The sequence below is a fragment of the Brevibacillus sp. NRS-1366 genome, from assembly GCF_050467985.1.
On the sequence record NZ_JBITPN010000051.1, the window covers coordinates 189,278 to 210,508 of the forward strand.

Annotated in this window: 20 protein-coding genes; 7 read left to right on the forward strand and 13 right to left on the reverse strand. The window is 48.1% G+C overall.

Annotated elements, in window-relative coordinates; all coding sequences use genetic code 11:
* Positions 1-67 precede the first annotated feature (67 nt).
* Positions 68-844, reverse strand: coding sequence for an inositol monophosphatase family protein (locus tag ACIFQN_RS30060; RefSeq protein ID WP_429836721.1), 777 nt, complete (start codon positions 842-844; stop codon positions 68-70).
* 142 nt (positions 845-986) lie between these two features.
* On the opposite strand from ACIFQN_RS30060, the gene ACIFQN_RS30065 reads away from it, so the two are divergent.
* Positions 987-1,364: a hypothetical protein gene (locus ACIFQN_RS30065; protein ID WP_429836722.1), complete on the forward strand. Its 378-nt coding sequence runs from the start codon at positions 987-989 to the stop codon at positions 1,362-1,364.
* Between the two features lie 57 nt (positions 1,365-1,421).
* Here the strand turns inward: ACIFQN_RS30065 and ACIFQN_RS30070 are convergent, their stop codons facing one another.
* Complete coding sequence (locus ACIFQN_RS30070; RefSeq protein WP_429836723.1) at positions 1,422-1,898, reverse strand: PaaI family thioesterase; 477 nt, start codon at positions 1,896-1,898, stop codon at positions 1,422-1,424.
* A 219-nt stretch (positions 1,899-2,117) separates the two neighbouring features.
* On the opposite strand from ACIFQN_RS30070, the gene ilvD reads away from it, so the two are divergent.
* The 3 genes from ilvD (at position 2,118) to ACIFQN_RS30085 (ending at position 5,888) form a co-directional block, all read left to right on the forward strand.
* On the forward strand, positions 2,118-3,794 hold the full coding sequence (gene ilvD, locus ACIFQN_RS30075) for a dihydroxy-acid dehydratase (protein ID WP_429836724.1): 1,677 nt from the start codon (positions 2,118-2,120) through the stop codon (positions 3,792-3,794).
* 134 nt (positions 3,795-3,928) lie between these two features.
* Positions 3,929-4,531: an ArsR/SmtB family transcription factor gene (locus ACIFQN_RS30080; protein ID WP_429836756.1), complete on the forward strand. Its 603-nt coding sequence runs from the start codon at positions 3,929-3,931 to the stop codon at positions 4,529-4,531.
* A gap of 97 nt (positions 4,532-4,628) precedes the next feature.
* Positions 4,629-5,888, forward strand: coding sequence for an MFS transporter (locus ACIFQN_RS30085; protein WP_429836725.1), 1,260 nt, complete (start codon positions 4,629-4,631; stop codon positions 5,886-5,888).
* Between the two features lie 189 nt (positions 5,889-6,077).
* Here ACIFQN_RS30085 and ACIFQN_RS30090 read toward each other — a convergent pair whose 3' ends face one another.
* Positions 6,078-6,578 carry a C40 family peptidase gene (locus ACIFQN_RS30090; protein ID WP_429836726.1) on the reverse strand — a complete coding sequence of 167 codons (501 nt, stop codon included), beginning with the start codon at positions 6,576-6,578 and terminating at the stop codon, positions 6,078-6,080.
* 489 nt (positions 6,579-7,067) lie between these two features.
* Here ACIFQN_RS30090 and trmB point away from each other — a divergent pair, with 489 nt between their 5' ends.
* A complete protein-coding gene (trmB, locus tag ACIFQN_RS30095; RefSeq protein ID WP_429836727.1) occupies positions 7,068-7,712 on the forward strand; it encodes a tRNA (guanosine(46)-N7)-methyltransferase TrmB in 645 nt (214 codons plus the stop codon).
* A 74-nt stretch (positions 7,713-7,786) separates the two neighbouring features.
* Here trmB and ACIFQN_RS30100 read toward each other — a convergent pair whose 3' ends face one another.
* The 3 genes from ACIFQN_RS30100 to ACIFQN_RS30110 form a co-directional block, all read right to left on the reverse strand.
* Positions 7,787-8,512 (reverse strand): DUF977 family protein, encoded by a 726-nt coding sequence (locus ACIFQN_RS30100; RefSeq protein ID WP_429836728.1) that lies wholly within the window; start codon positions 8,510-8,512, stop codon positions 7,787-7,789.
* On the reverse strand, positions 8,513-10,111 hold the full coding sequence (locus ACIFQN_RS30105; RefSeq protein ID WP_429836729.1) for an ATP-binding protein: 1,599 nt from the start codon (positions 10,109-10,111) through the stop codon (positions 8,513-8,515).
* 99 nt (positions 10,112-10,210) lie between these two features.
* Positions 10,211-11,518, reverse strand: coding sequence for a CitMHS family transporter (locus ACIFQN_RS30110; RefSeq protein ID WP_429836730.1), 1,308 nt, complete (start codon positions 11,516-11,518; stop codon positions 10,211-10,213).
* Between the two features lie 231 nt (positions 11,519-11,749).
* Between ACIFQN_RS30110 and ACIFQN_RS30115 the strand changes: the two genes are divergently transcribed.
* Positions 11,750-11,944: a hypothetical protein gene (locus ACIFQN_RS30115; RefSeq protein WP_429836731.1), complete on the forward strand. Its 195-nt coding sequence runs from the start codon at positions 11,750-11,752 to the stop codon at positions 11,942-11,944.
* A 26-nt stretch (positions 11,945-11,970) separates the two neighbouring features.
* Here ACIFQN_RS30115 and ACIFQN_RS30120 read toward each other — a convergent pair whose 3' ends face one another.
* The 5 genes from ACIFQN_RS30120 to ACIFQN_RS30140 all read right to left on the reverse strand — a co-directional run bounded on the left by ACIFQN_RS30120 (position 11,971) and on the right by ACIFQN_RS30140 (position 16,402).
* Positions 11,971-12,831 carry an ABC transporter permease gene (locus ACIFQN_RS30120; RefSeq protein ID WP_429836732.1) on the reverse strand — a complete coding sequence of 287 codons (861 nt, stop codon included), beginning with the start codon at positions 12,829-12,831 and terminating at the stop codon, positions 11,971-11,973.
* Positions 12,803-13,765 (reverse strand): ABC transporter ATP-binding protein, encoded by a 963-nt coding sequence (locus ACIFQN_RS30125; RefSeq protein WP_429836733.1) that lies wholly within the window; start codon positions 13,763-13,765, stop codon positions 12,803-12,805. The genes ACIFQN_RS30120 and ACIFQN_RS30125 overlap by 29 nt, the downstream gene beginning before the upstream one ends.
* A gap of 68 nt (positions 13,766-13,833) precedes the next feature.
* Positions 13,834-15,009 (reverse strand): zf-HC2 domain-containing protein, encoded by a 1,176-nt coding sequence (locus tag ACIFQN_RS30130; protein ID WP_429836734.1) that lies wholly within the window; start codon positions 15,007-15,009, stop codon positions 13,834-13,836.
* Positions 15,006-15,554 carry an RNA polymerase sigma factor SigX gene (locus ACIFQN_RS30135; RefSeq protein ID WP_429836735.1) on the reverse strand — a complete coding sequence of 183 codons (549 nt, stop codon included), beginning with the start codon at positions 15,552-15,554 and terminating at the stop codon, positions 15,006-15,008. Before ACIFQN_RS30135 ends, ACIFQN_RS30130 begins: the two co-directional genes overlap by 4 nt.
* Positions 15,555-15,700: 146 nt before the next feature.
* Positions 15,701-16,402 (reverse strand): AAA family ATPase, encoded by a 702-nt coding sequence (locus ACIFQN_RS30140; protein WP_429836736.1) that lies wholly within the window; start codon positions 16,400-16,402, stop codon positions 15,701-15,703.
* A 67-nt stretch (positions 16,403-16,469) separates the two neighbouring features.
* On the opposite strand from ACIFQN_RS30140, the gene ACIFQN_RS30145 reads away from it, so the two are divergent.
* Positions 16,470-17,894, forward strand: coding sequence for a L,D-transpeptidase family protein (locus ACIFQN_RS30145; RefSeq protein WP_429836737.1), 1,425 nt, complete (start codon positions 16,470-16,472; stop codon positions 17,892-17,894).
* Between the two features lie 116 nt (positions 17,895-18,010).
* Here ACIFQN_RS30145 and ACIFQN_RS30150 read toward each other — a convergent pair whose 3' ends face one another.
* Positions 18,011-18,361: a hypothetical protein gene (locus ACIFQN_RS30150; RefSeq protein ID WP_429836738.1), complete on the reverse strand. Its 351-nt coding sequence runs from the start codon at positions 18,359-18,361 to the stop codon at positions 18,011-18,013.
* A gap of 100 nt (positions 18,362-18,461) precedes the next feature.
* A complete protein-coding gene (locus ACIFQN_RS30155; protein ID WP_429836739.1) occupies positions 18,462-21,011 on the reverse strand; it encodes a PBP1A family penicillin-binding protein in 2,550 nt (849 codons plus the stop codon).
* Positions 21,012-21,231: the final 220 nt, after the last annotated feature.

Genomic DNA, 21,231 nt, shown 5'->3' on the forward strand with positions numbered 1-21,231 from the left:
AAAAAATCCGGCAGATTAGTGAGAAACTGCTGCCGGAGACCTAGATCATCTGAGCCATACTGCTTTCTTACTCGTGAATCATTCCGCGAATCGTCTCATGCAAATGACCGTTGCTGGCAACTAAAGAACGCATATGCTCAGATAAAAATGCCTCATGCTGATACGCTACTCCTTGCCAATCCGTAATCGTCGCTCCCGCTTCCTTTGCAATAACAATTCCGGCTGCGACATCCATGATTCCTGAGCGCTGCATGACGATATAATCGATCCAGCCATTTGCAAGCAAGCACCAGTCCAAAGCAGGGGCCACATTTCGCAAAACCCGTTTAGTTTCCATCACAAATGGCCGCGTAAACGCCAGCTCTTGTTCTTTCGTAATGCTGTTTCGTCCGCGAATATACGTCCCGACAGCCCGTGTTATGTCTGTTCTGTTATTAATTGAAATACGTTTGCCGTTCAAATAGGCGCCTTTTCCTTTTTCCGCCCAAAACATCTGCCCTGCGATCGGATTGTAAACGACTCCCAATACCAGCTCGCCTTTGTGCTGCAACGCGATAGAAATAGAGAAATACGGATACCCGATAAAATAGTTGTTCGTTCCATCGAGAGGATCCACTATCCACAAATACTCTTCCTCCCGTGAAACCATCCCTACTTCCTCGGAAAAAATTGTATGTGTAGGAAAATGGCGATGCAACACCTCGATGATGCGACGCTCACTTTCTTTGTCTTCCGGCAATTTCACATCGTTGTGCAGCTCTTCGTCCGGGACGAGCTGTTCCAGAAAGCGTTCCCGTAGAAATGCCCCTGCGACACTCGCCGCTTCTTTGGCAATCTCCAGCATGAATTCCATCTCCTTCTTCCTTTACCCATTGATTACCCTTGCGCTCATACAACAAGCTTCCCTATTATAGAGAGATACCCAATTCTATGGCCGATGGGCTTAACCAGGAGGGGCCCGACGACGTTTCACCAGGAGGGGAATAATGAATACGAACTTCATTCGCCTGAAAAATTTGGAGGGTGAGCTTAAGTTCACCCAAATGAACAATAGTCTTGGCTGCACAGTCACCAGCAAGGAGCTGGTGTTTTTCAAGCCGCACATGACCTATCATCTTTTTTTGCAAGACATTCTGAGCATGGTTCCGGTCAATCTAAATGCAGCTCCCGTTTCCTTTCGCCAGCAAAACGAAACGATCCACGCTTCCTTTGGGTCCGATTATTACAAAATCAACGTGAAATGGGCACGGGTCATCTCCCGATCCGGCATTGTGGAAAAGGAAAATATGGAGTTTATCGTCCCGCTCTCGGCCAAAATGTTGTCCTACATTTCGCAATTCAGTGGGCTTGTCATCATCCGGTAGCCTGATGTGAAAAACCTCTATCTCCTATCAAAGTGGATAGAGGTTTTTTGCTCGCCCCTATTTTTTCAGCACAATGAACGTACCCGTCCCATGAGCAACCCGCTTGCTTCTCTCGTCGTAAATCGTGCTTTCCATGACGACCAAGGTTTGTCCCCTGTGCAGGAAAGTCGCTTCGGCGCGAAGCCGCTCTCCTTTTCCCGGGCGCAGGTAATTGATTTTCAGCTCAGTGGTTACCGCATACTCGGTGGGCGGCAAGGAGCGGTTAATCAAGGACCCCATCGCTGAATCTATCAAAGTGGCGAGTATTCCTCCGTGAACGGCCCCACCCGAGTTATGCATGTAGGTAGTTAAGGGCACATCAAAGCGGTAGGTCTGTTTCTCGTCATCGACGAATTCACCCTTCGACCCGAGAAAGCCGGATACATAGGCACTATTGCGCTCTCGTTTCTGGCGGATCGCCTGGACAGCCAGCTCCAAGATTTTGCGCTCATCCTCTGTCCCTTCCTCCCATATATTTTTCAATTCCTCTATCATTTCGTTCACTCCAACAAAAATAATATTCGTTTCTCTATTTTAGCCCAATCGCTGACTTTTTGCTATGATACCAAAGCTTCTCTCAGTTACTAGTAGCTAAGCAACCGTGGCAGACTGAACAAATGTTCAGACTTTTACGGTTGTTTCTAGTAATAAAAATTGATAAGATAGTTCAAACAAAAGACAGGTATTTTTCCAGTAGGAAGGGAGATTTTTACATTGGCTAGACAACGCAGCGATATGATCAAAAAAGGCTTTGACCGCGCACCTCACCGCAGCTTATTGCGTGCGGCAGGCGTAAAGGATGAAGATTTCGACAAACCGTTTATCGCGATTTGCAACTCGTACATCGACATTATTCCAGGTCACGTACATTTGCAGGAATTTGGTAAATTAGTCAAGGAAGCAGTTCGTGCTGCTGGCATGGTGCCTTTCGAATTCAATACGATCGGCGTAGATGATGGAATCGCCATGGGACACATTGGTATGCGTTACTCCCTGCCAAGCCGCGAGATCATCGCTGACAGCTTGGAAACTGTGGTTGCCGCTCACTGGTTTGACGGCATGATCTGCATCCCGAACTGTGACAAGATCACTCCTGGTATGATCATGGGCGCCCTGCGCGTAAACATCCCTACCGTTTTCGTTACCGGTGGTCCTATGAAAGCAGGAAAAACAAGCGATGGTCGCTCCATCTCGCTCTCATCCGTATTCGAAGGCGTTGGCGCGTATCAGGCTGGCTTGATTGACGATAAACAGCTTGACGAGCTGGAGCAATATGGATGTCCGACTTGCGGTTCCTGTTCCGGTATGTTTACTGCCAACTCGATGAACTGTCTCCTCGAAGCAATCGGCCTCGCACTCCCTGGCAACGGTACGGTTCTCGCCGTTTCACCTGAGCGCCGTGAGCTGGTAAAATCATCCGCCGAAAAACTGAAAAATCTGATTGAACGCGACATTAAGCCACGCGACATCGTTACACTCGAAGCGATCGACGATGCTTTCGCACTCGACATGGCGATGGGCGGTTCTACAAATACAGTACTTCATACGCTGGCAATCGCACAGGAAGCTGGCTTTGAGTATCCGATCGAACGCATCAACGAAGTAGCGAAGCGCATTCCGCACATTTGCAAGCTCGCCCCTTCTTCTGATTATCATATTGAAGATTGCCATGAGGCTGGTGGCGTGTCAGCCGTCCTCAATGAAATTGCGAAAAAACCAGGCGCGATCCATCCAAACCGTATCACTGTTACTGGACAAACACTGGCAGAGAACTTCGCCAATGCCGAGATCAAAAATGATCAAGTCATCCGTCGTCTGGACAACCCATACAGCGCTTCTGGCGGTCTGGCTGTTCTGTTCGGAAACTTGGCCGAGCAAGGCTCCATCATCAAAACCGGCGGTGTCGATCCTTCTATTAAAAGACACGAAGGCCCAGCGATCTGCTTCGATTCCCAGGAAGACGCGCTGGCAGGCATCGCTGCCGGCAAAATCAAATCTGGCCATGTAGTCGTTATTCGGTATGAAGGGCCAAAAGGCGGCCCTGGCATGCCAGAAATGCTGGCTCCTACCTCTCAAATCGTAGGTATGGGTCTGGGTAAAGAAGTGGCTCTCGTCACTGACGGACGCTTCTCCGGTGCTTCCCGCGGCATCAGTATCGGTCACGTATCTCCAGAAGCCGCTGAAGGTGGCCCTATCGCCTTCGTACAAGACGGAGACATCATCTCCATTGACCTTGAGGAGCGCACCATCCACCTGAACGTAGACGAGAAAGAGATGGCTCGCCGCCAAGAAGGCTGGAAAGAGTTCGAGCCTAAGGTGAAAACAGGCTATCTGGCTCGTTACTCCAAGCTGGTTACCAATGCTAGCATGGGCGGTATCATGAAAATCTAATGCTGCACGAAAAAACTCAAGCCCTTGTTTTGTGGGAGTTTCCACAAGCAAGGGCTTTTTGCATGTTGACTTTCTTTCTGGCTGCACCTAAAATCAAGTTAATAAAAATTAACTGGTTAAAGGATTGTATTGTTATGGAGCAAAAGTCGATCTTTATTATTGAAAGCTACGACCAGCTAAAAGTAATCAGTGATCCCTTGCGTACAAAGATGCTTATGCATCTGGTGGAAAAACCGTACACCGGGCAACAGCTCTCCCAGCTTTTTGAACTTTCACGGGCCAAGATCCTTTACCATCTGCGGGAACTAGAAAAGCACGGCATTATTCAACTGGTCAGAAAAGAAGAAAAGGGCGGGAATATCCTCAAATATTATCAAGCCGTTGCCAGAGGTTTTATCCCTGCTGATCATTTGCTTACGTATACAGAGTCCCAAGAAGCTACCAGGCAATCCTACATCGAAGTATTACAGCGGGCTAGAACGAGGGTGCTGACAGCTTCAGAAGAAGCCTTCGCGCTCAAAACGTCACACCCCGAGGAGTGGCCACGTATTTCCTTGCAATCCGAGATAAAAGTCAGCGAAGAAGCGTTTGTCTCCTTTTTGCAAAAATATCGGGCCCTGCTCACAGAATTGCAGCAGACAGCAAGCAGTGATTCATCCGCCAAGCAAGATTACTACCTCATGATTACAGGATTTCAAATTGACGAGCCTCTTTTTCAACAGAAAGCGAAAGAGTGATCCATTCATTAAAAAACCTATTCTTAGGTTTTTTCTCTTGAATATACGGTTAATATTTTTTAACCGGTTTATTTTTAAAAAAGGAGCAATGATCTTTATGGATGCATTCCCCCAGCAAACTGCCGACTCTCTAGCGAAAAAAACGCGGCTGTTCACAAAGCCTTTTATTTTGATATGGTTGTCAACTCTGTGCTCGGGTCTGAGCATTTCCATGTTTCTCTTCTCCCAGACGTGGTATATCATCCAGGTGCTCCGACAAGAAGCTGCTCTAGGAATCGTTTTTATAGCTGCTACCCTTCCGCGGCTGGCTTTTATGTTAATCGGTGGAGTAGTTGCAGATCAATGGAGTAAAAAAGGAATTCTCTTCGCCTCTAGTTTGCTAAAAGCATGCCTCATGCTCGTACTAGGAGCATTCACTTGGTGGAGTCATTCATCGTTGCCACTTTTCGTGGTGTTCGCCTTTTTATTCGGTACAATTGATGCTTTTTTTTGGCCTGCGCAAAACTCAATCATTCCTTCGCTTGTATCTCCTTCTTCCCTATTGCGTGCCAATTCCATCTTGCAAACGACTAGTCAGACCTCGCTACTAATCGGTCCGCTTCTCGCCGGTTTTATAATCGAGTGGGACAGCTATTCCTTGCTCTATGGCTCTGTAGCTATGCTGCTTTTCTTCTCCAGCGTCTCTGTATTAGTCATCTCAATACCAAAGTCCAGCGTACGACTATTCTCTTCGCAAGCTTCACTGCTTGATTCCATCAAGGAGGGCTTTCTCTATGCAAAACAATCTGTGTTCTTGCCAAGGCTTTTGACTGCGGTCATCTGTCTGAATCTTTTTTTGATGGGCCCCTTGCACATTGGATTGCCCCTCTTTGTAAAACAAGTATTATCGGGTACGACACTGCAATACAGCTTCCTGGAAGGCTCGCTCGCTTTTGGCATGCTGACAGGCGCCGCCGTCCTGACCGTTACTCCACAGCCTCAGAATAAAATACATGTGGCTTTTCTTTTCATGATCATGCAGGCGCTTGTGTTTTTCTCCTTTAGCTTGACTCATCAACTCTGGTTAAGCATGCTCGTTCTCTTTACCTTGGGACTGACCTTTTCTTTAGTGAATATCCCTATCCTTGCATTCGTTCAAGAAAGGGTACCGGAAGTCTCCTTAGGGAAAATCATGAGCTTGCTCTCTCTTGCCTCATTAGGACTGCAGCCGATTTCGCAAGCGATGACAAGTCTATTAATCGCCTACGGGTTTACAGCGAAGCAAATCATTTTTGGAGCCTCCGTCCCCCTCTTATTTGCTTCCTGTTTCTTTTATTGGCGACAATCACGCGCACAGTCTACTGTTCAATCAGGTTAAGTCCCGTGTGCAATGAAAGTTACCATCCTTTGGGTCATTTCTTTACAGAGTGAAACAAGCTGTCGGCGAAAACGAAAAGAGGACGAGCCAAGTTGGACCATCCTCTTTTTCGGAATTCTTTTTACATAATTTGCATTCTTTCCTATCGCAACAAACCGAGCTCTCAAACGTATTAGTAAGTAGAGTAGATTATAAGACGCGACGTGCGGAAACGAAGCGTTTTTCCCAAGACGTCCCTTTAAAATCAGAGAAGGTGACCCCTGGCTTTCCATAAGTATGTAGAAGTTTGTTGTTGCCTGCATAAATGGCCACATGGGTGATCCGTTTAGACGTCGTCGTTTTGCTCGCCTTGAAGAAGATCAAATCACCCTTTTTCAGGTTGCTCTTGGATACGCTCGTCCCCTCTTGGGATTGAGCCCGCGAATCACGAGGCAACTGTTTTCCGACAGCAACACGGAAAACCCGTTGTGTAAAGGATGAGCAGTCAAAGACAGCGGTCGTATTTTTACTCGCCCCAAATTTATAAGGTGTACCTAAATACCTTTTCCCAGTCGCAATGACTTTGTCGGCTTTCGCTTGTGTCCAAGCCGCGTGCGCCACATTTTGATCCCCCGGCAACGGCGCTACAATAGCTGTCACTCCCAAAGTTAACCCCATCAGGATTCCTACGAATGCTTTATGCAATTTCATGTTGTTCATCCTCCCTTTTGATCATGTAGGAAAAGGTTCGTACTTTCGCGAACATAAGCAGTTATGCTTTCGTTTCCGAAACTCGTTGCATGGTTTTCCTATGCAAAGTTTGGCTGACCTCTCACTTGTTCTCTACTTTACCAAAGCTCTCGCAAATTAAAATTGCCAAATTGTTGCCAAATCTCGTAACCACTTCTGGATAACTTTTCCCCTTGACGCCTTGGGGCCTTATTTTATAAGCATTCCTCAAATTTTCAGTTAATTTTATTACCAGGATGTTCCTCGCAATAGTACTAAATTTATCCTGCCCTTTTCCTTACGACCCGCTTAAAATGCGACTTATGTCCTAGTACTCTATGTAAAAAATTCCTAACTATTAAATGAACTGGTGGTCTTTACTGGAATCTATCATCTCTTTCTTCTCTAGGCTTGCAACCTAGCAAAACTCATCGTAAAGTAGATAGGAGTTCGTTTTACAAGGAGGCACATATGCGACTGCGTAACATTCCAGGTGCCGAATCGGCCCTGCGAGAATATCCGACGTTCGTCGATAACCCCGTTTCCTATAAGGGACGGTGGAAGGAACGCTTCGGTAATGATAATCCGATCCACATCGAAATTGGCTGTGGAAAAGGACGTTTCATCAATACATTGGCCCAGCGCCACCCTGACGTAAACTTCATTGCCGTCGAGCTAAAGGCAGAGGTCGTCCTGCGCGCTGTTCAGCGTACGGAGTACCGTGAGATTCCCAATCTGGCTTTTGTCCAGTTTGATGCAGCGATGTTGACTGATTTGTTTGCTGATCACGAAATCTCTCGTGTCTATCTGAATTTCAGCGATCCATGGCCCAAGACACGCCATGCCAAACGCCGGCTGACCTATGCCAGCTTTTTGGGTACGTATCGCCGAGTGTTAAAAGAAGCTGGAGAAATTCATCTCAAAACGGACAACGAGCCACTGTTTGAGTTCTCGCTCAATCAATTTGCCAGTGAACGATTCCAGATGCGCCATATCACTTTCGATCTGCACGAGTCTAAACTGGCGGCAGACAATGTGATGACGGAGTACGAAGAGCGCTTCTCATCCCGCGGACAGAGAATCTATCGCGTTGAGGCTTGCTGCAGCATGAAATAATAGAACGCCAATCACGATGGTTGGCGTTCACCGATCCCCCTTCACCAGACGTGAAAGAGTAGCTCTCTTTCGGGTTACTGTGGAGGGGTATTCTTTATGCTTTTGTACACCCGCTCCGGTCGCCCCACGACACCGTAGGAGAGGTCTGCGACTGCTTCGCCCCTGGCTACCAAATATTCCAGGTACCGTCTCGCGGTCGAGCGACTAATACCCGTTTCTTTGCTCACCTGTTCCGTTGTTGCTTCCTGTGTCTGCATGAGAAAGCCTGCTATTTTTTCCAGCGTGATTCTATCAATTCCTTTGACAGCTTTATTGTCCGTGGTTGTCTTCGCCGCTGTACCTTGAATCAGTTCATCAATTTCAATTTGACTGATTTGCTCCCTTTCTTGCTTCCATGCCTTTACTTTCTGGCGGAATTCCTGATAACTACGGAGTGTCTGCTGCAACCGCGCAAAAATCAGTGGCTTGGTGATGAAATCAAACACACCGTGGCGGATCGCCTCTACGACCGCATCCACTTCTTTGGCGGCAGTCAACATGATGACATCACACGCTGTGTATTCTTTCTTGATGAGCGACAAAAATTCCAAACCATCCATATCAGGAAAGGAAATGTCCAGAAGGGCTAAATCCGGCTGCAACAGTTCTAGCTGATCTCTGGCTTCTTGCGCATTCGTAGCGATTCCAACTACCTCGTACCCCTCTACCTTTTCGACAAAACGGCGATTTACTTCAGCGATTCTCACGTCATCTTCAATGATCAACACCCGTATGACGCTCTCGATTTCTTCCCTCTTCATCTACACGCTCCCCCTTATCCATGCTTCTTTCGGGATCGTCACGGTAAAGATGGTTCCCCCAAGTGGATTACCGGTATGTGTGACGTTACCGTGCATGCTGCGCACCGCCTGTTTTACCAAATAGAGTCCATAACCGTGGTTTTCTTGCTGCTTGGTGGAAAAGCCCCGCTCAAAAATTCGTGTCGCGTCTTCCTTGGAAATGCCTGGCCCACGATCCTCTACCTCGATCAACAGGACATCTTCCATATTTAATAAAAATAGCGTTATTTCCTTAGCAGATGCCCCAGGAGACGTGACTGCATCTAGTGCGTTGTCAATCAAATTCCCCAAAATCACGATCAGTTGCGCCCGGTTAATCCCTTCCGGAATATCGCGGAAGTTGCTTTCCGGATCTATCGTCAGCTCCACTTTTCGTTCATTCGCCAGATTCAATTTGCCGAGCAACAACCCACCAATAAGCGGGTCTGGCACCGCTCTCATAATATACTGAGTATTGCTCACGTGAACATCGAGCTCAGAAGAAATGAACTCAATCGCTTCCTGATATGATTCCAATTGAATCAGCCCCGAAATAAGGTGCAGCTTGTTCGAGTATTCATGGGTTTGGGAGCGAAGGGCCTCTGCGTACTCCTTTACCCGTGAAAGCTCCTGCATGACAGAGAACAGCTCAGACTTGTTGCGAAAGCTAGCGACTGCTCCGACTACCTCGCGCTTATTATCCAAAATGGGGACACGATTCACCACGAATACATCATCCCCCACGTAGGTCTCCTGATCAAACGCTGCCTTGCCTGTCTTTATCACATCACGCAGTCGAAACTCCTCTAATACAGCCGTCTGGCTTCTTTTCGCCTTTTGCATCTGCACAGATTGCCCGAGCACGTTCATCGCTGCCTGATTTGCAAGCGTGATTGTCCCCTCTTTATTGACAGCCACGATCCCTTCTCGGATGGATTCCAGGACGGCTTGATTTTCCTGGTACAATCGACCGATTTGAGCAGGTTCCAGGCCAAAGATCGCCTCTTTTACATTCCGCGCAACCAATAATGCTGCAATCACTCCAAGCAGGAGCGTGATCATGCCAACGACGATAATTCTGTCTCGATAGCTCTCAATCGTATGTTGCACATCCTCTAGCAGAAACCCTACGGACACTACGCCCATCACTTTTCCCGCTTCGTCATAAATCGGCGTCTTTCCACGCAGTCCCGGTCCCAGTGAACCGACTGTTTCCGAAATGATCGAATGCCCCTGGAAAACCTCTTCGTTATCCCCGCCAACCATCGGCTTGCCTATCTGGTCTGGATCAGGATGAGAATAGCGTATGCCTTGCAGATTGCCCACTGTAATAAAAGCTGCATTGGTGCTTACACGAATCTTCTCTACAATCGGGTTGATAATCTTCGCAGGATCTGGCTCAGAAAAGGCCTCCTTTATATCTGAAATCTGTGCGACTGCTTTGGCTGTATGCAGTGCTCGCATTCCGATCTCCTTTTCCAATGCGGCTGATAACAGTTGCTCAAAATAAACGCCTACGATCATGATCACACCAAAGGTGAGCGAACAAATAATCAGCATCAGTTTGCTATGAAACCGCACACTCTCCCCTCCTCTTCCCTCCATTGTAACCAATTCTTTTTATAATAGAAAAAAGAGGCCGTAGGCGGGCCTCTTGTACCTGTTACGATTCATCAACTCTTAGAGTGAAATCACTCCAGTAAGAATGGCAACGACAATCATGACAATCGAGGTGCCAAATGCCCATTTCAAAATAAATCGTTGCGTCTCCGCGTAATCCACACCGACCATCCCAATCAGCAAATATTGAGCAGCGAATAACGGACTTAGGACATGCAGTGGCTGACCTAAAATCGATGCGCGTCCAATTTCGGCGGGGTCAACTCCATACGCCGCTGCTGCATTCGCCAAAATCGGTACGACACCGAAATAGTACGCATCATTGGACATGAAATAAGTAAAAGGCATGCTGGTCAGTGCTACGAGTACAGGCATATGGGTGCCAAGCGAATCCGGTATCCAGGAAACCACCGTGTTGGACATCGCATCAATCATTTTGGTTTCTGTCAGAATCCCGGTAAAAATCCCTGCAGCAAACACCATAGATACGGTAGCCAGTGCGTTTCCAGCGTGAGCAGAGATACGCTCCTTCTGATCTTCCATTTTCGGATAATTGATCAAAAGTCCAATCGCAAAAGCCAGCATAAACAGGATCGGGAGTGGCAGGAAGCTCGTGATCAATCCGAGCATCAGGGCAATCGTCAGCAACAGATTGAACCATATCAACCGTGGGCGTTTTAGCGAGACTTCTGCTCCGGCGGCAGCTATTTCTCCACCTGCCATTGATTCTCCGTGATCTTCACCAAGCTCGATAATGCCCAGACGCTTTCTTTCTCTTTTCCCCAAAATATAGGCAACAATGATTACCCAAGCGATTCCGGCAATCATCGCTGGTACGACCGGAGTAAAAAGCTGGGAAGCGTCAAGATTCAGAACACTCATCGCCCGCGCAGTCGGACCGCCCCAAGGAGCCATATTCATGACCCCGAGTGCGAGCATCGGCACGACTGCCAGAATCATCGGTTTGATTCCCAGCTTTTGATACAAGGGTAGCATCGCTGTTACCGTAATCATATACGTGGTTGTCCCATCCCCATCCAAAGCGACCAGACTCGAAAGTATGGCTGTTCCCACGATAATTTTCAGTGGATCACCCTTGACGATTTTCAATATTTTCGCAATCAAAGGATCAAATAGACCCGCATCCATCATGATCCCGAAATAAAGGATAGCAAATAAGAGCATGATTCCCGTAGGAGCAATTTGCTTGATTCCGGCGAGCATCATATCGCCGATCTCCATCCCGAATCCGCCAATCAAGGCGAAAATAACGGGGACTACGATTAATGCAACGAGTGCGGAAAGTCTTTTCGACATGATCAAATACATGAAAACAATTACCATTAGAAAACCAAGCCATGACAGCATAGTGAGCTCCCCCTTGCACGAATGCGCTTACAACGATGCGGTTCAGACGAATGCGCTTTCATTTTGTGCTGTCATTATAGCAATGTTCAGAAATAGAGAATAGAAATTGAGCATAAACAGTTTTAACCGCATTGTTTCTATTAAAATCATTAAAATCACGAAATCCCTGTTCAGATGATTTGATGAGTGGTAAAATAATTAAAACCTATATTTTCCAATTGGAGGTTGCTTATGCTTGATTTCGGACATGTGGGATTCATTTCTTTTTTTCCCGTGCTGATCATGCTGGCGTTCTACGCCCTTGTCATCTATCTGATCTTCACCGTGATCCGCTTCATGAAAAACAAGACCTTGCACGATAAAGAACAAAATGAAAAGCTGGATCAGCTCATTTCGCTCCTAAAAGAAAGAGAACGGCAAGAATAGCGCCGTTCTCTTTTTTGTGTCCCCTATTACACGTCTCGCTTCCGAAAAACGCGCACAGCTAGCAGCAAAGCACCTGCTCCATACAAGAGCGTGTAATAAAACATGGCATCGCTCGGAGCAGAGGCTGTCCCAAAAATTCCTTGAGAAGCAAAGGAAATCGGATCGTCCGCCGTATCAAACAAGGCAATGGTGGATTGTCTGAACAGCGAATCAGTAGGAAACAGCAGGCTGGAAATGATGCCGATGTTCATGAGGGAGCTATTGTTGATCACCGAACCCAATTGCTCGATAAAGCCTCCAATGAAGCTGATTCCATACAAGATGATCAGGATAATTCCCCCCGTCACCGTTGTCGTGATACTGCTTAAAAGCAGCGAGACACAGACGAGAATGACTGGCATCAAAACGAAGTAGCCCAGAGAAGATGCCACCTGTCCCATGCCCAATTGTACCGCTATCACACCGCCACCAACCCATTGATTGATACCGAGCAAGCCGAGGTACATCCAGGCAGAATAGAAAATAAGCATGCTGGCCAGCCCACCGAATTTACCCAGCAAGTACTTGTGACGGGGCAGGGAGCGCGCCAGCCATGTATCAATCTGATGGCTTTCCACCTCGGAAGCGATGCTGCCGACGCTGCTCAATATCGCAAGCAGCGCGGTGATAATGGAACCGAAGTACAATCCCATTCCCAGTAATTGCGTAGAGAAAAAGCTTTGCTGCAAAATCATGTCACTTCCACCCAGCACATCGTTCATTTCTCGTCCCGCGTACCAGGTAGCCACTCCGAACAAGATCAGGAAAGCCAGTGACATCATCAAGGTAATCACAAAGATCCGTTTGGAAATCATCTCTCTATACGTGATTTTCACGATGGCCCACATGTGCTTCCCCCTCCTTTTTCTGCACCCAATACAGAAACACTTCTTCCAGCGATTGCTGCTTTTTTACAACCTCATGTACGGCCGCTCCACCGGCTATCAAGTCCGAAAGAAGCGCTGGAACACGCCCTTCCTGGTCCAAGGTCAAAAGCCACGTAGCCAGTTCCCCGCGTTGCCTGATCAGATGACGATCGGTAACAAACGATGGCAGCTTTGTTTGGAGCTTTTCGCTTGTCTGATCCAGTGTCACCTCGATTTGTGGCTGGACTGCACTCAGCTTGCGCCAATCCCCATGAACAACCAGCTCTCCACGGTGAATGATCCCGACATGGTCACAGATGCTCTCCATCTCACTCAGCAAATGACTGTTGAGAAAAATCGTCTTTCCCATGTCACGCAGCTTCGCGATCAGCTCTCGCACTTCTTTTCGCCCGATTGGGTCCAGAGCTGAGGTTGGTTCGTCCAAGAAGATCAGCTCTGGATCTGACAACAGGGCACAAGCTAGACCGATGCGCTGCTGCATGCCTTTGGAATACCCGCGAATTCTTTCTCTTTCCCGCCCTGCCATACCTACCTGCTCGACGACTTCACGGATGATTGTTTTTCGTTCTTTCTTGGGCAAGCCGCATAGCTCGGCATGATGCTCCAAGAGCTGGGTACCTGTCAGCCAGTCAGGATAGCGGAACAGCTCAGGCAAGTACCCTACCTTTTGACGAGACTCCACACTGCCAATCGGGTACCCTAGCATGACTGCTCTGCCATTCGTTGGATGCAGCAGACCTAGCATTGTCCGTACAAACGTACTTTTGCCCGCCCCGTTTTGCCCAAGAAAACCAAATACCGAGCCTCGAGGTACTTGTAACGTAATATTTTTGCAGCCTGCTTTGCCGCCATACTGCTTGGACAGCTCCCAGGTTTCGATCACATAATCGGACATTCTTTTCCTCCCCAAAACGGGTGAAAGCAGAGTCTTCCCAATTGGAAAACTCTGCTATCCTACCTTATTTATTTCAACTTCTGAGCGATCGCGAGCAAATTTTCGTCATTTACTGCGCTGCCCCCCAGCATGTGGATCTGACCACCTTCTTGCCAGATCAACTGCTTGTCATACGTAGTCGTGATCAGGATGCCGGTTTGGCCGTGCACCTTCACTTCTTTCATTTTGCTATCGCCGTCAGCTATATACGGGAGCGGGAGAGTATGCTGCCAATCCTCGATACTCATCATCTGCTTTTTCACGCGATCAGGAATGAAGGGCAGGGCCAGCATCGTCTCGCGCAGTTGCCCTAAATCTACCCCATCCGGCGCTTTCAGCTCAGGAGCATCCACAACCGCATAAGAGAAGCTTTCTTTCCCGTTTTTCATCCAGATGTTCATCATCTTGGGAACTTCCAGGGAAAAACGTTTTCCGCTCAGCGATTCATCAAAGCGGTTTTCCACCTTTAATTGGGACAGGAGCTTGTTTGCCTTTTCAGCATTCATTTCAAAATGAATCGTATACGCCGAATTCACCTCTACACTCCTTACCTTGATATCATTTGGCAAATCTGGAAGCTTCACTCCTGCTTTTTCCGCTTCTTCTCTGCTGTCGTAGTAGAGAAAGCCTTTCTCTAGCTTGTTCTGATCGGCCTCATCAATCCACAGTTTGCCGATCCCTTTCAGCTCCATCTCTCCTGCACTACCACTGCTGAGCCAGCCTTCTACTTCTTGAAGATCCTGCTGCGTCATTTTGACGAACTCTACTTTATCCATCCGAAAAATAGACAGGAAATCATTGGCTGCCGCCTGTACTTGCGGAAAGGACAAGGATACGAGCAAGACCGCTGCTGCAGATGCACCTGTCACCCATCGTTTCGTCTTTTTATTCATGGTATTCCAGCTCCTTTTTAACACTCGCTTTTTATCCATCATTTGGTTCTGCTGAACAAAGCTTTTACTCTGCCCGATCTTTTGCGAAAAGGTCTGCCAGGCAGCCTCTGTATCTACCTTTACTTGATCGGTTGGACGAAAAAGCTCCTGCTCCATCTTCTCACGTGTCCAGGTATCGAGGGCTGACAGATCAACCATCTGTTTGCAGCATATATCACAATGCTCCACATGGGCGATGAATTGCTCGCTTTCCGAAACTCCGCATTCGCCATCCAAAAATGCCTGGATAAAGCCTGTAGTCGCACAACTCACGCTTCTTCCCCCCTCATCCGATCATAAAGCTTGCGAAATTTGCTCTTGGCTCGCGAAAGAATCGTCCCTACAGAGCCGATTTCCACGCCTGTAGCTTTTGCCAACTCCGCGTAGGGAAAGCCCGAGTATTTCATCACAAGCAATGTTCGTTCCCGTTCATCCAGCCTGGCCAGGACGTCGCGCACTTGATCAATTGCTTCCTTTTCCAAGCACATCTCTTCTGAGGAGGGAGATACCCGTTCTAGCTCTGCTGCTTCCTTCTCCTGACGGTCGTACCGGCGTTTTTCCGAACGCAAATGGTTATAGGTCGCATACAAGGCTGCTTTGGAAAGCCACGCCGGGATATGTTCAATTACAGAGCGGTCTGTATGGTAAAAGGAGAGAAATACATCTTGCGCTATATCCTCTGCCGTTTGTTGGTCTTTTACAATCCGCAAGATCTGTCTGACTACAATTGGATAATAAGCCGTAAACAAGTCCTGAAAGGAATCTGTCTCTTCCTGGACCCGTACTCGATTCATCACCAGCTTTGCATGCACCTCCACTTCCCTTCCTCCCTTCGGTGACACGCTTACAACCGACTGACGCTGCCTCGTTGCTTTCGAATTCGAGATCGATCGGCTGCTTTTGCTTCGTTCACCTAATAGAAACCGCCGAAGCTATTTTTGTGACAGGTTGGGAGAAAAAAATATTATTCCGTAAGATATTTATGAGGGTTCTCCAGAAATCGTCTGGTGATCTGATAATGCTCGGTGTCTTCATAGCGAATCGCTTCGAGAGGAGAAGCATCGAAATTTAATATTTTCGTACCTGGCAATCCCATGAGAATTGGGGAGTGTGTCGCAATCAAAAACTGCGCCCCGTCTTCAATCAAATCCTTCATCACATATAAGAAAGCTAGTTGTCTCATCGGTGACAACGCCGCCTCGGGCTCGTCCAATAAATAAATGCCTTTGCCCGAGAAGCGGTTAGCGAACACGGAGAAAAACGATTCACCGTGAGACTGCTCATGAAGCGAACGACCACCGTAATTTTTGTAGCCATTGGTGTCGTCGATATGACTGGCAAACTGATAGAAGCTTTCCGCCCGCAAAAAAAAGCCATTGGTCAGCTTGGGCATCCAGGAGAGGCGAATATAGTCTCCCAGACTCGATTCCGATTTCTCCACCTCATAATAGTTGTTCCGTGAGCCTCCAGCCGTATGGAACCCACATTGGTACGCAATCGCTTCAAGCAGTGTCGACTTTCCTGAACCATTTTCCCCTACGAAGAAGGTGACAGAGCTCTCAAGCTCGATTTCATCGATCTTCTGCAAGGAGGGAAGTCCAAACGGATATTGTTTTGTATCGGGGAATTCCTCTCGCAGTAGCTTGATCGTTCGCAAGTAAACCATCTTTTTCTCCTCCGTACTCACTTTTTCTCTCATCTGTGCCGATACATCTTAATAGGGGGGAGTATCGGTGGACAAGGTTTCCTTTCTTCAAGAAAAAAGCGCGTTTCATATGAAATATCCGGATCAAAGCGATCTCTCCTTTTACCGGTGGTTTACTGAACAGCATCCTGACGAAGCGATCGGATGGTACCACCTTGGCCGTGAGCGAGAAGCGCGGGGTGAAACCGACCAGGCCATTTCCGCACACAGACGAGCCCTGCAGGCTAAGGCCGGGCCTTACTATAACGATGCCAGAGAAGCATATCAAGCGCTGCTGCGAGCGCGAAAGCAGCAAGAATGGCGGAAAAAAACGCGCCTCCTACTAGCCTCTCTCTTGTTTCTTTATTTTCAGTTTGCTTTTTCTCCCGGATTGCTGACGGAACCGGCAAAAACGACGAAATCACAGGCAACCTCGATTCCAAAACCGACTACTATTCCCGAGCGACCACATGTAGAAGTCATTGCGGTACCGCCAAACCTCAGCGCCGAAGAGCGGGCAACCCACGTGCGGCGCTATGTGGAATCTAGACGTACGGCGCTCTCACAGCCATACACAGTTATCGTGGTACCCGAGGTTCCCGGTTCACCGCTGTTCACTCCGCTCTTGTTTTATCAACCGAGGGAAGTGCTCGGGGTCATGCGCTATAATCCGCTGAATCGTACGGTGATCAGTCAAAAGTGGTTTGATCATGCAGGTCGATTCGAACAAGAGCCGATGCTGATGAGCGCGAGAGCAGCTTTGGAGCAGGAGCAACTGACATTGCAGCACGTTCTTATTTTGCGTAATGCGCTTTTCCGCGCCTATGGGCAAAAAGGAGTTCTGCCATCACACTTGACTGATCTGGCCGGAGCTTACCCGACTAATTCATTGCCGCAGATTCCCGCTCCGCTTACTGAACTGGGTCTCTTCTCTTATGAATATCGTCCGAAAGCTTTCCGACCTGAGTCCGCCTGGGCTAGCATTCGAGATGTTCTGCCTCTCCCGGGCTATCCTGAGCCATCGGTTCCACTGGAGCCGCTCCAGATTCATCTGTCTCAATCTACTCGCACGCTGAGTCTCGTAAGCGGTGCCCATCTGGTACGGAGCTATCCCGCAGGCATAGGCAAAAATGATTCGACCCCGGAAGGGTATTTTACGATTAAGCAAAAAATCAGCCGTCCCCGTGGTCATGACAACATTTACGGGACACGCGGATTGGTGTTTTCTGGAAACGGCTACGCGATTCACGGAACCAATCATCCTGCGAGTATCGGCAGTGAGGTCTCACTTGGCTGCGTTCGCTTGCACAACCGAGATGTCGAAGAGTTATACAGCTTTGTCTCGGTGGGAACCGAAGTCGTTATCTCCGATACGCCTGCTCCTGCAAAGCCATGGAGCAATCCAGCACCACTCGTGCTTGCTGCAGGGCCGAAAGAAGAGACACCCGACGTTATTTACAATTGGCTGCACTGATTTTCGTTCTATCCTTCCTTCAAGGAAAGACGAACAAAAGAGGTTTACGTTACGCTAGTAAATCTCTCCAACAGCCAAAAAAGCGCGCTCCCGTGGGTGGGAACGCGCTTTTATTATTATTTTTCTTCTTCAAGCTGGCTAATCGTTTCTTCTTGCTCTTCTTCCGCCTTCCAATGATCGAGCACTTTTCCTTGCAGTACCTTACCCTTGATGAATTCCACCTGCTGCTCACTAAAATCCTGTGTCCACTCGATTCCCAGTTGCTCAGCCAGTCGTACGACGGTCAATAGTTCGGACCATGCGACGTAACGTTTATACCAGAAAAACTGAGGCTGTTCATTCATGTATGGGTAGAGATCATCAAAATCGGTGTGTTTACAGTCGAGAGCTCGCTCAAAATTCACCTTGGTTTGGCGCAATTGTTCATTGAAAAATGTGGGTAAATCCCTTTGTGCGTAGTCAGACATGGACTGTCCCCCCTGTCTCCCGATTTATTGGTATTGTACCACGCGAAAGAAGATGTGCAAATAGGTGAATCTGTTTGAGTTGTTCATTGTATGCAGCTCACTAGCCATTTGTGCCTTCTGGATTCGGCTGCTGTCCATCTCCATCTTGCGGCGGTGGAGGCAGTTCGATCCCTCCAGACGAAGATCCTGGCTGACCATCTGAAGGATTGGCAATATCAGGTGGGATTACATTTCCTCCGGAATTTCCGGAGTTCCCTGGATTTCCAGCATTCCCTTGACCATCAGGCGACTGCCCATTCGTCTGATCTCCATTGCCTGTGTCAGGCGGCAGTTGACCGGAATCGCCGTTTCCTGTATCACCTGGAATTCCTTCAGAATTGTTGCCGTCCTCGTGATGATTCTGACTGTCATTAATCATGTTTTCCAATTGCTTCGTGTCGATGTCGACAATTTTCGAAGGGGTTTCTTCCTTCCCTTCAGCATTGCGGGGAACGACCATATAGCGATACTTAGTCGGGTTATCCAGCACGTCTTTATACACCGTGTCGGTATAGTCCTCGGCGATTAATTCGCGATCACCGTTTGGTTTGATCCGGTACACATCGTATTTGTAGTCCGGCGAGCCGCCAATCCAGCTCAGCAAGACCTGCAGCCTATTATTTTCATCCATCGTCAAGATGGCATCCAATTGAATGGGTGGGGTTGTTTCCTCTTCAGGTGCTTCTTCTACTGTGCCGCCAGGACGGACAAAGTCACTTGCTTTGACACCTTTTAGGCCTTCCGCCAAAACTTTGGAAAACATTTGGGCTGTCAAGCTGCTGCCCTGACGCATCAAGTGATCTTTGTCTTCAGGATCGAAGCCCATCCAGACCGCTCCAACGTACTCGGGCGTGTAGCCGACGAACCATGCATCCTTGTTGACGTTGCTATCCCCTGCAATCGATTGCGTCGTCCCGGTTTTTCCGGCAACATGACGACCGGAGATACGTGCAGCCTTACCCGTACCTTCCTGTACCGCTCTCTCCAGCATCGTGTGGACTTCCCATGCTGATTGCGGTTTTAAGACCTCGGTTTGTTTATCCTCATGCACACGCGTAATACCTTCACCCTTGTTTTCGATTTTGGTGATCGAATACGACTCCGACACCACGCCTCCATTCGCAAAGGCCGTATACGCCTGTGCCATTTTCAGCGGTGATGTCCCTGTGCTAAGACCCCCAAGCGCAATCGCAAGGTTTCGATCCTCAGGTGTCATTTCAATACCGAATTTTTTGAGGTAGTCCAATGCCTTCGGTACTGAAATCTCATTCAACAACCAGACCGCAGGAATATTAAGCGAGTCGATCAGAGCCCGGTTCATACTCACAGAATCGCTGTATCTGTTGTTGTAGTTGCGCGGCTCATAGCCGTTAAAGCTCTGCTTCTTGTTACTGAGCGACGAATTCGGTCCCCATTTTTTACTATTGATGTCAATCGCCGGAGCGAATACAGCCAGCGGCTTGAAGCTGGATCCTGGCTGACGCTTCATGTCCGTCGCATAGTTAAAGCCTTTGACTGCGTAATTGCGCCCACCCATCATCCCGGCGATACCGCCGTTCTTTGCATCCACGACGATCATGGCAGACTCTACGCCGCGTTTGGCTCCGTCTTTAGGGAAGTTTTTCGCATTCTCATATTCCTTGACCATGGCATCCTGGATTTTCGGATCAAAAGTCGTGTATACCGACCAGCCGCCGCGATACAATTCTTCCTCTGTCACGCCGTAAGTCGCTTCCGCTTCCTCTACCATATGATCAAAAAAGGCCCGATACCCTTTTTTCAGTCCGGATGAGCCTGGTACTTCGGAAGGTGCGGTTGGCAGCGCCTCCGCTTGCGCTTCATTCTTTTGCGCTTCGGTAATAATTCCTTGCTCATACATCAGGCGAATGACCGTATCACGGCGAAGCTTCGCCTTTTCCGGATTGTTAAACGGATTATAGGTTGTCGGTGCTTTAGGAATCGCCGCCAGCATCGCTGCTTGGGCAATCGTAAACTTATCACTGTCGACCCCAATGCCAAAGTAGTACTTCGAGGCATCCTCTACCCCGAATTCCCCTTTACCCAAATAAACTCTGTTTAAATAATACTCGAGAATTTGATCCTTGGAGAATTTGCGCTCCAAACCAATCGCAATACTCATTTCTTTTGTTTTGCGCCAAAATGTTTGATCCAGGGTGAGAAATACGTTTCTTGCTAACTGCTGGGTAATCGTACTGCCGCCCTCTGCCAACGACCCTTTTTTGATGTCATTGATGATGGCGCCGCCGATCCGAATCATGTCTACGCCTTTGTGCTCGTAAAAGCGTCTATCCTCAACGGCGAGGAAAGCATTCGTCAATATTTTCGGCATTTCACTGATCGGCTTGTATTCACGGTTTTTTTCACGAATGAGGCTCGTGATTTCTTCACCGTTTTTGTCATAAATCACGGTTGGTTCTGACTTCAAATCCTTCAGCTTTTGCTCGTTTTGCTCAATCATCCGATCTCCCGCGTAAAGCAAGGAAAAATAACCCCCGACTACACTCAAAAGAAGGAAGATTGCAAACGATACGGCAATCATCAGCAAGCTGCCTTTTTTCTTCTTGACCTTCTTCTTGGCCTTTGTTGCCATTGTTTACCTCCTGATTTCTCTCTCCCCCACACCATTATAGACGGTTGCATTTGAAAAAAGTTTCTTTGGATGGGTAGCTGTCTATCTTTTGGCTGCCTTTTGGGCGGCCACGGGTTGCCTTTTGGGCGGCCACGGGCTGCCTTTTGGGCGGCCACGGGCTGCCTATATCCTAACATTCTTTTCTTTCCCGTACGGTGGAAAAGTATTGGAAAAAGCCTAT

What these genes read in the sequence shown, in the direction of transcription:
- ACIFQN_RS30115 (WP_429836731.1), top strand. Translation starts at nt 11,750, where the DNA reads ATGCTTGATTTCGGACATGTGGGATTCATTTCTTTTTTTCCCGTGCTG.
- trmB (WP_429836727.1), top strand. Translation starts at nt 7,068, where the DNA reads ATGCGACTGCGTAACATTCCAGGTGCCGAATCGGCCCTGCGAGAATAT.
- ACIFQN_RS30070 (WP_429836723.1), bottom strand. Translation starts at nt 1,898, where the DNA reads ATGATAGAGGAATTGAAAAATATATGGGAGGAAGGGACAGAGGATGAG.
- ACIFQN_RS30140 (WP_429836736.1), bottom strand. Translation starts at nt 16,402, where the DNA reads ATGGTTTACTTGCGAACGATCAAGCTACTGCGAGAGGAATTCCCCGAT.
- ACIFQN_RS30080 (WP_429836756.1), top strand. Translation starts at nt 3,929, where the DNA reads ATGGAGCAAAAGTCGATCTTTATTATTGAAAGCTACGACCAGCTAAAA.
- ACIFQN_RS30125 (WP_429836733.1), bottom strand. Translation starts at nt 13,765, where the DNA reads ATGTCCGATTATGTGATCGAAACCTGGGAGCTGTCCAAGCAGTATGGC.
- ACIFQN_RS30085 (WP_429836725.1), top strand. Translation starts at nt 4,629, where the DNA reads ATGGATGCATTCCCCCAGCAAACTGCCGACTCTCTAGCGAAAAAAACG.
- ACIFQN_RS30060 (WP_429836721.1), bottom strand. Translation starts at nt 844, where the DNA reads ATGCTGGAGATTGCCAAAGAAGCGGCGAGTGTCGCAGGGGCATTTCTA.
- ACIFQN_RS30090 (WP_429836726.1), bottom strand. Translation starts at nt 6,578, where the DNA reads ATGAAATTGCATAAAGCATTCGTAGGAATCCTGATGGGGTTAACTTTG.
- ACIFQN_RS30150 (WP_429836738.1), bottom strand. Translation starts at nt 18,361, where the DNA reads ATGTCTGACTACGCACAAAGGGATTTACCCACATTTTTCAATGAACAA.
- ACIFQN_RS30155 (WP_429836739.1), bottom strand. Translation starts at nt 21,011, where the DNA reads ATGGCAACAAAGGCCAAGAAGAAGGTCAAGAAGAAAAAAGGCAGCTTG.
- ACIFQN_RS30110 (WP_429836730.1), bottom strand. Translation starts at nt 11,518, where the DNA reads ATGCTGTCATGGCTTGGTTTTCTAATGGTAATTGTTTTCATGTATTTG.
- ACIFQN_RS30120 (WP_429836732.1), bottom strand. Translation starts at nt 12,831, where the DNA reads ATGTGGGCCATCGTGAAAATCACGTATAGAGAGATGATTTCCAAACGG.
- ACIFQN_RS30100 (WP_429836728.1), bottom strand. Translation starts at nt 8,512, where the DNA reads ATGAAGAGGGAAGAAATCGAGAGCGTCATACGGGTGTTGATCATTGAA.
- ACIFQN_RS30065 (WP_429836722.1), top strand. Translation starts at nt 987, where the DNA reads ATGAATACGAACTTCATTCGCCTGAAAAATTTGGAGGGTGAGCTTAAG.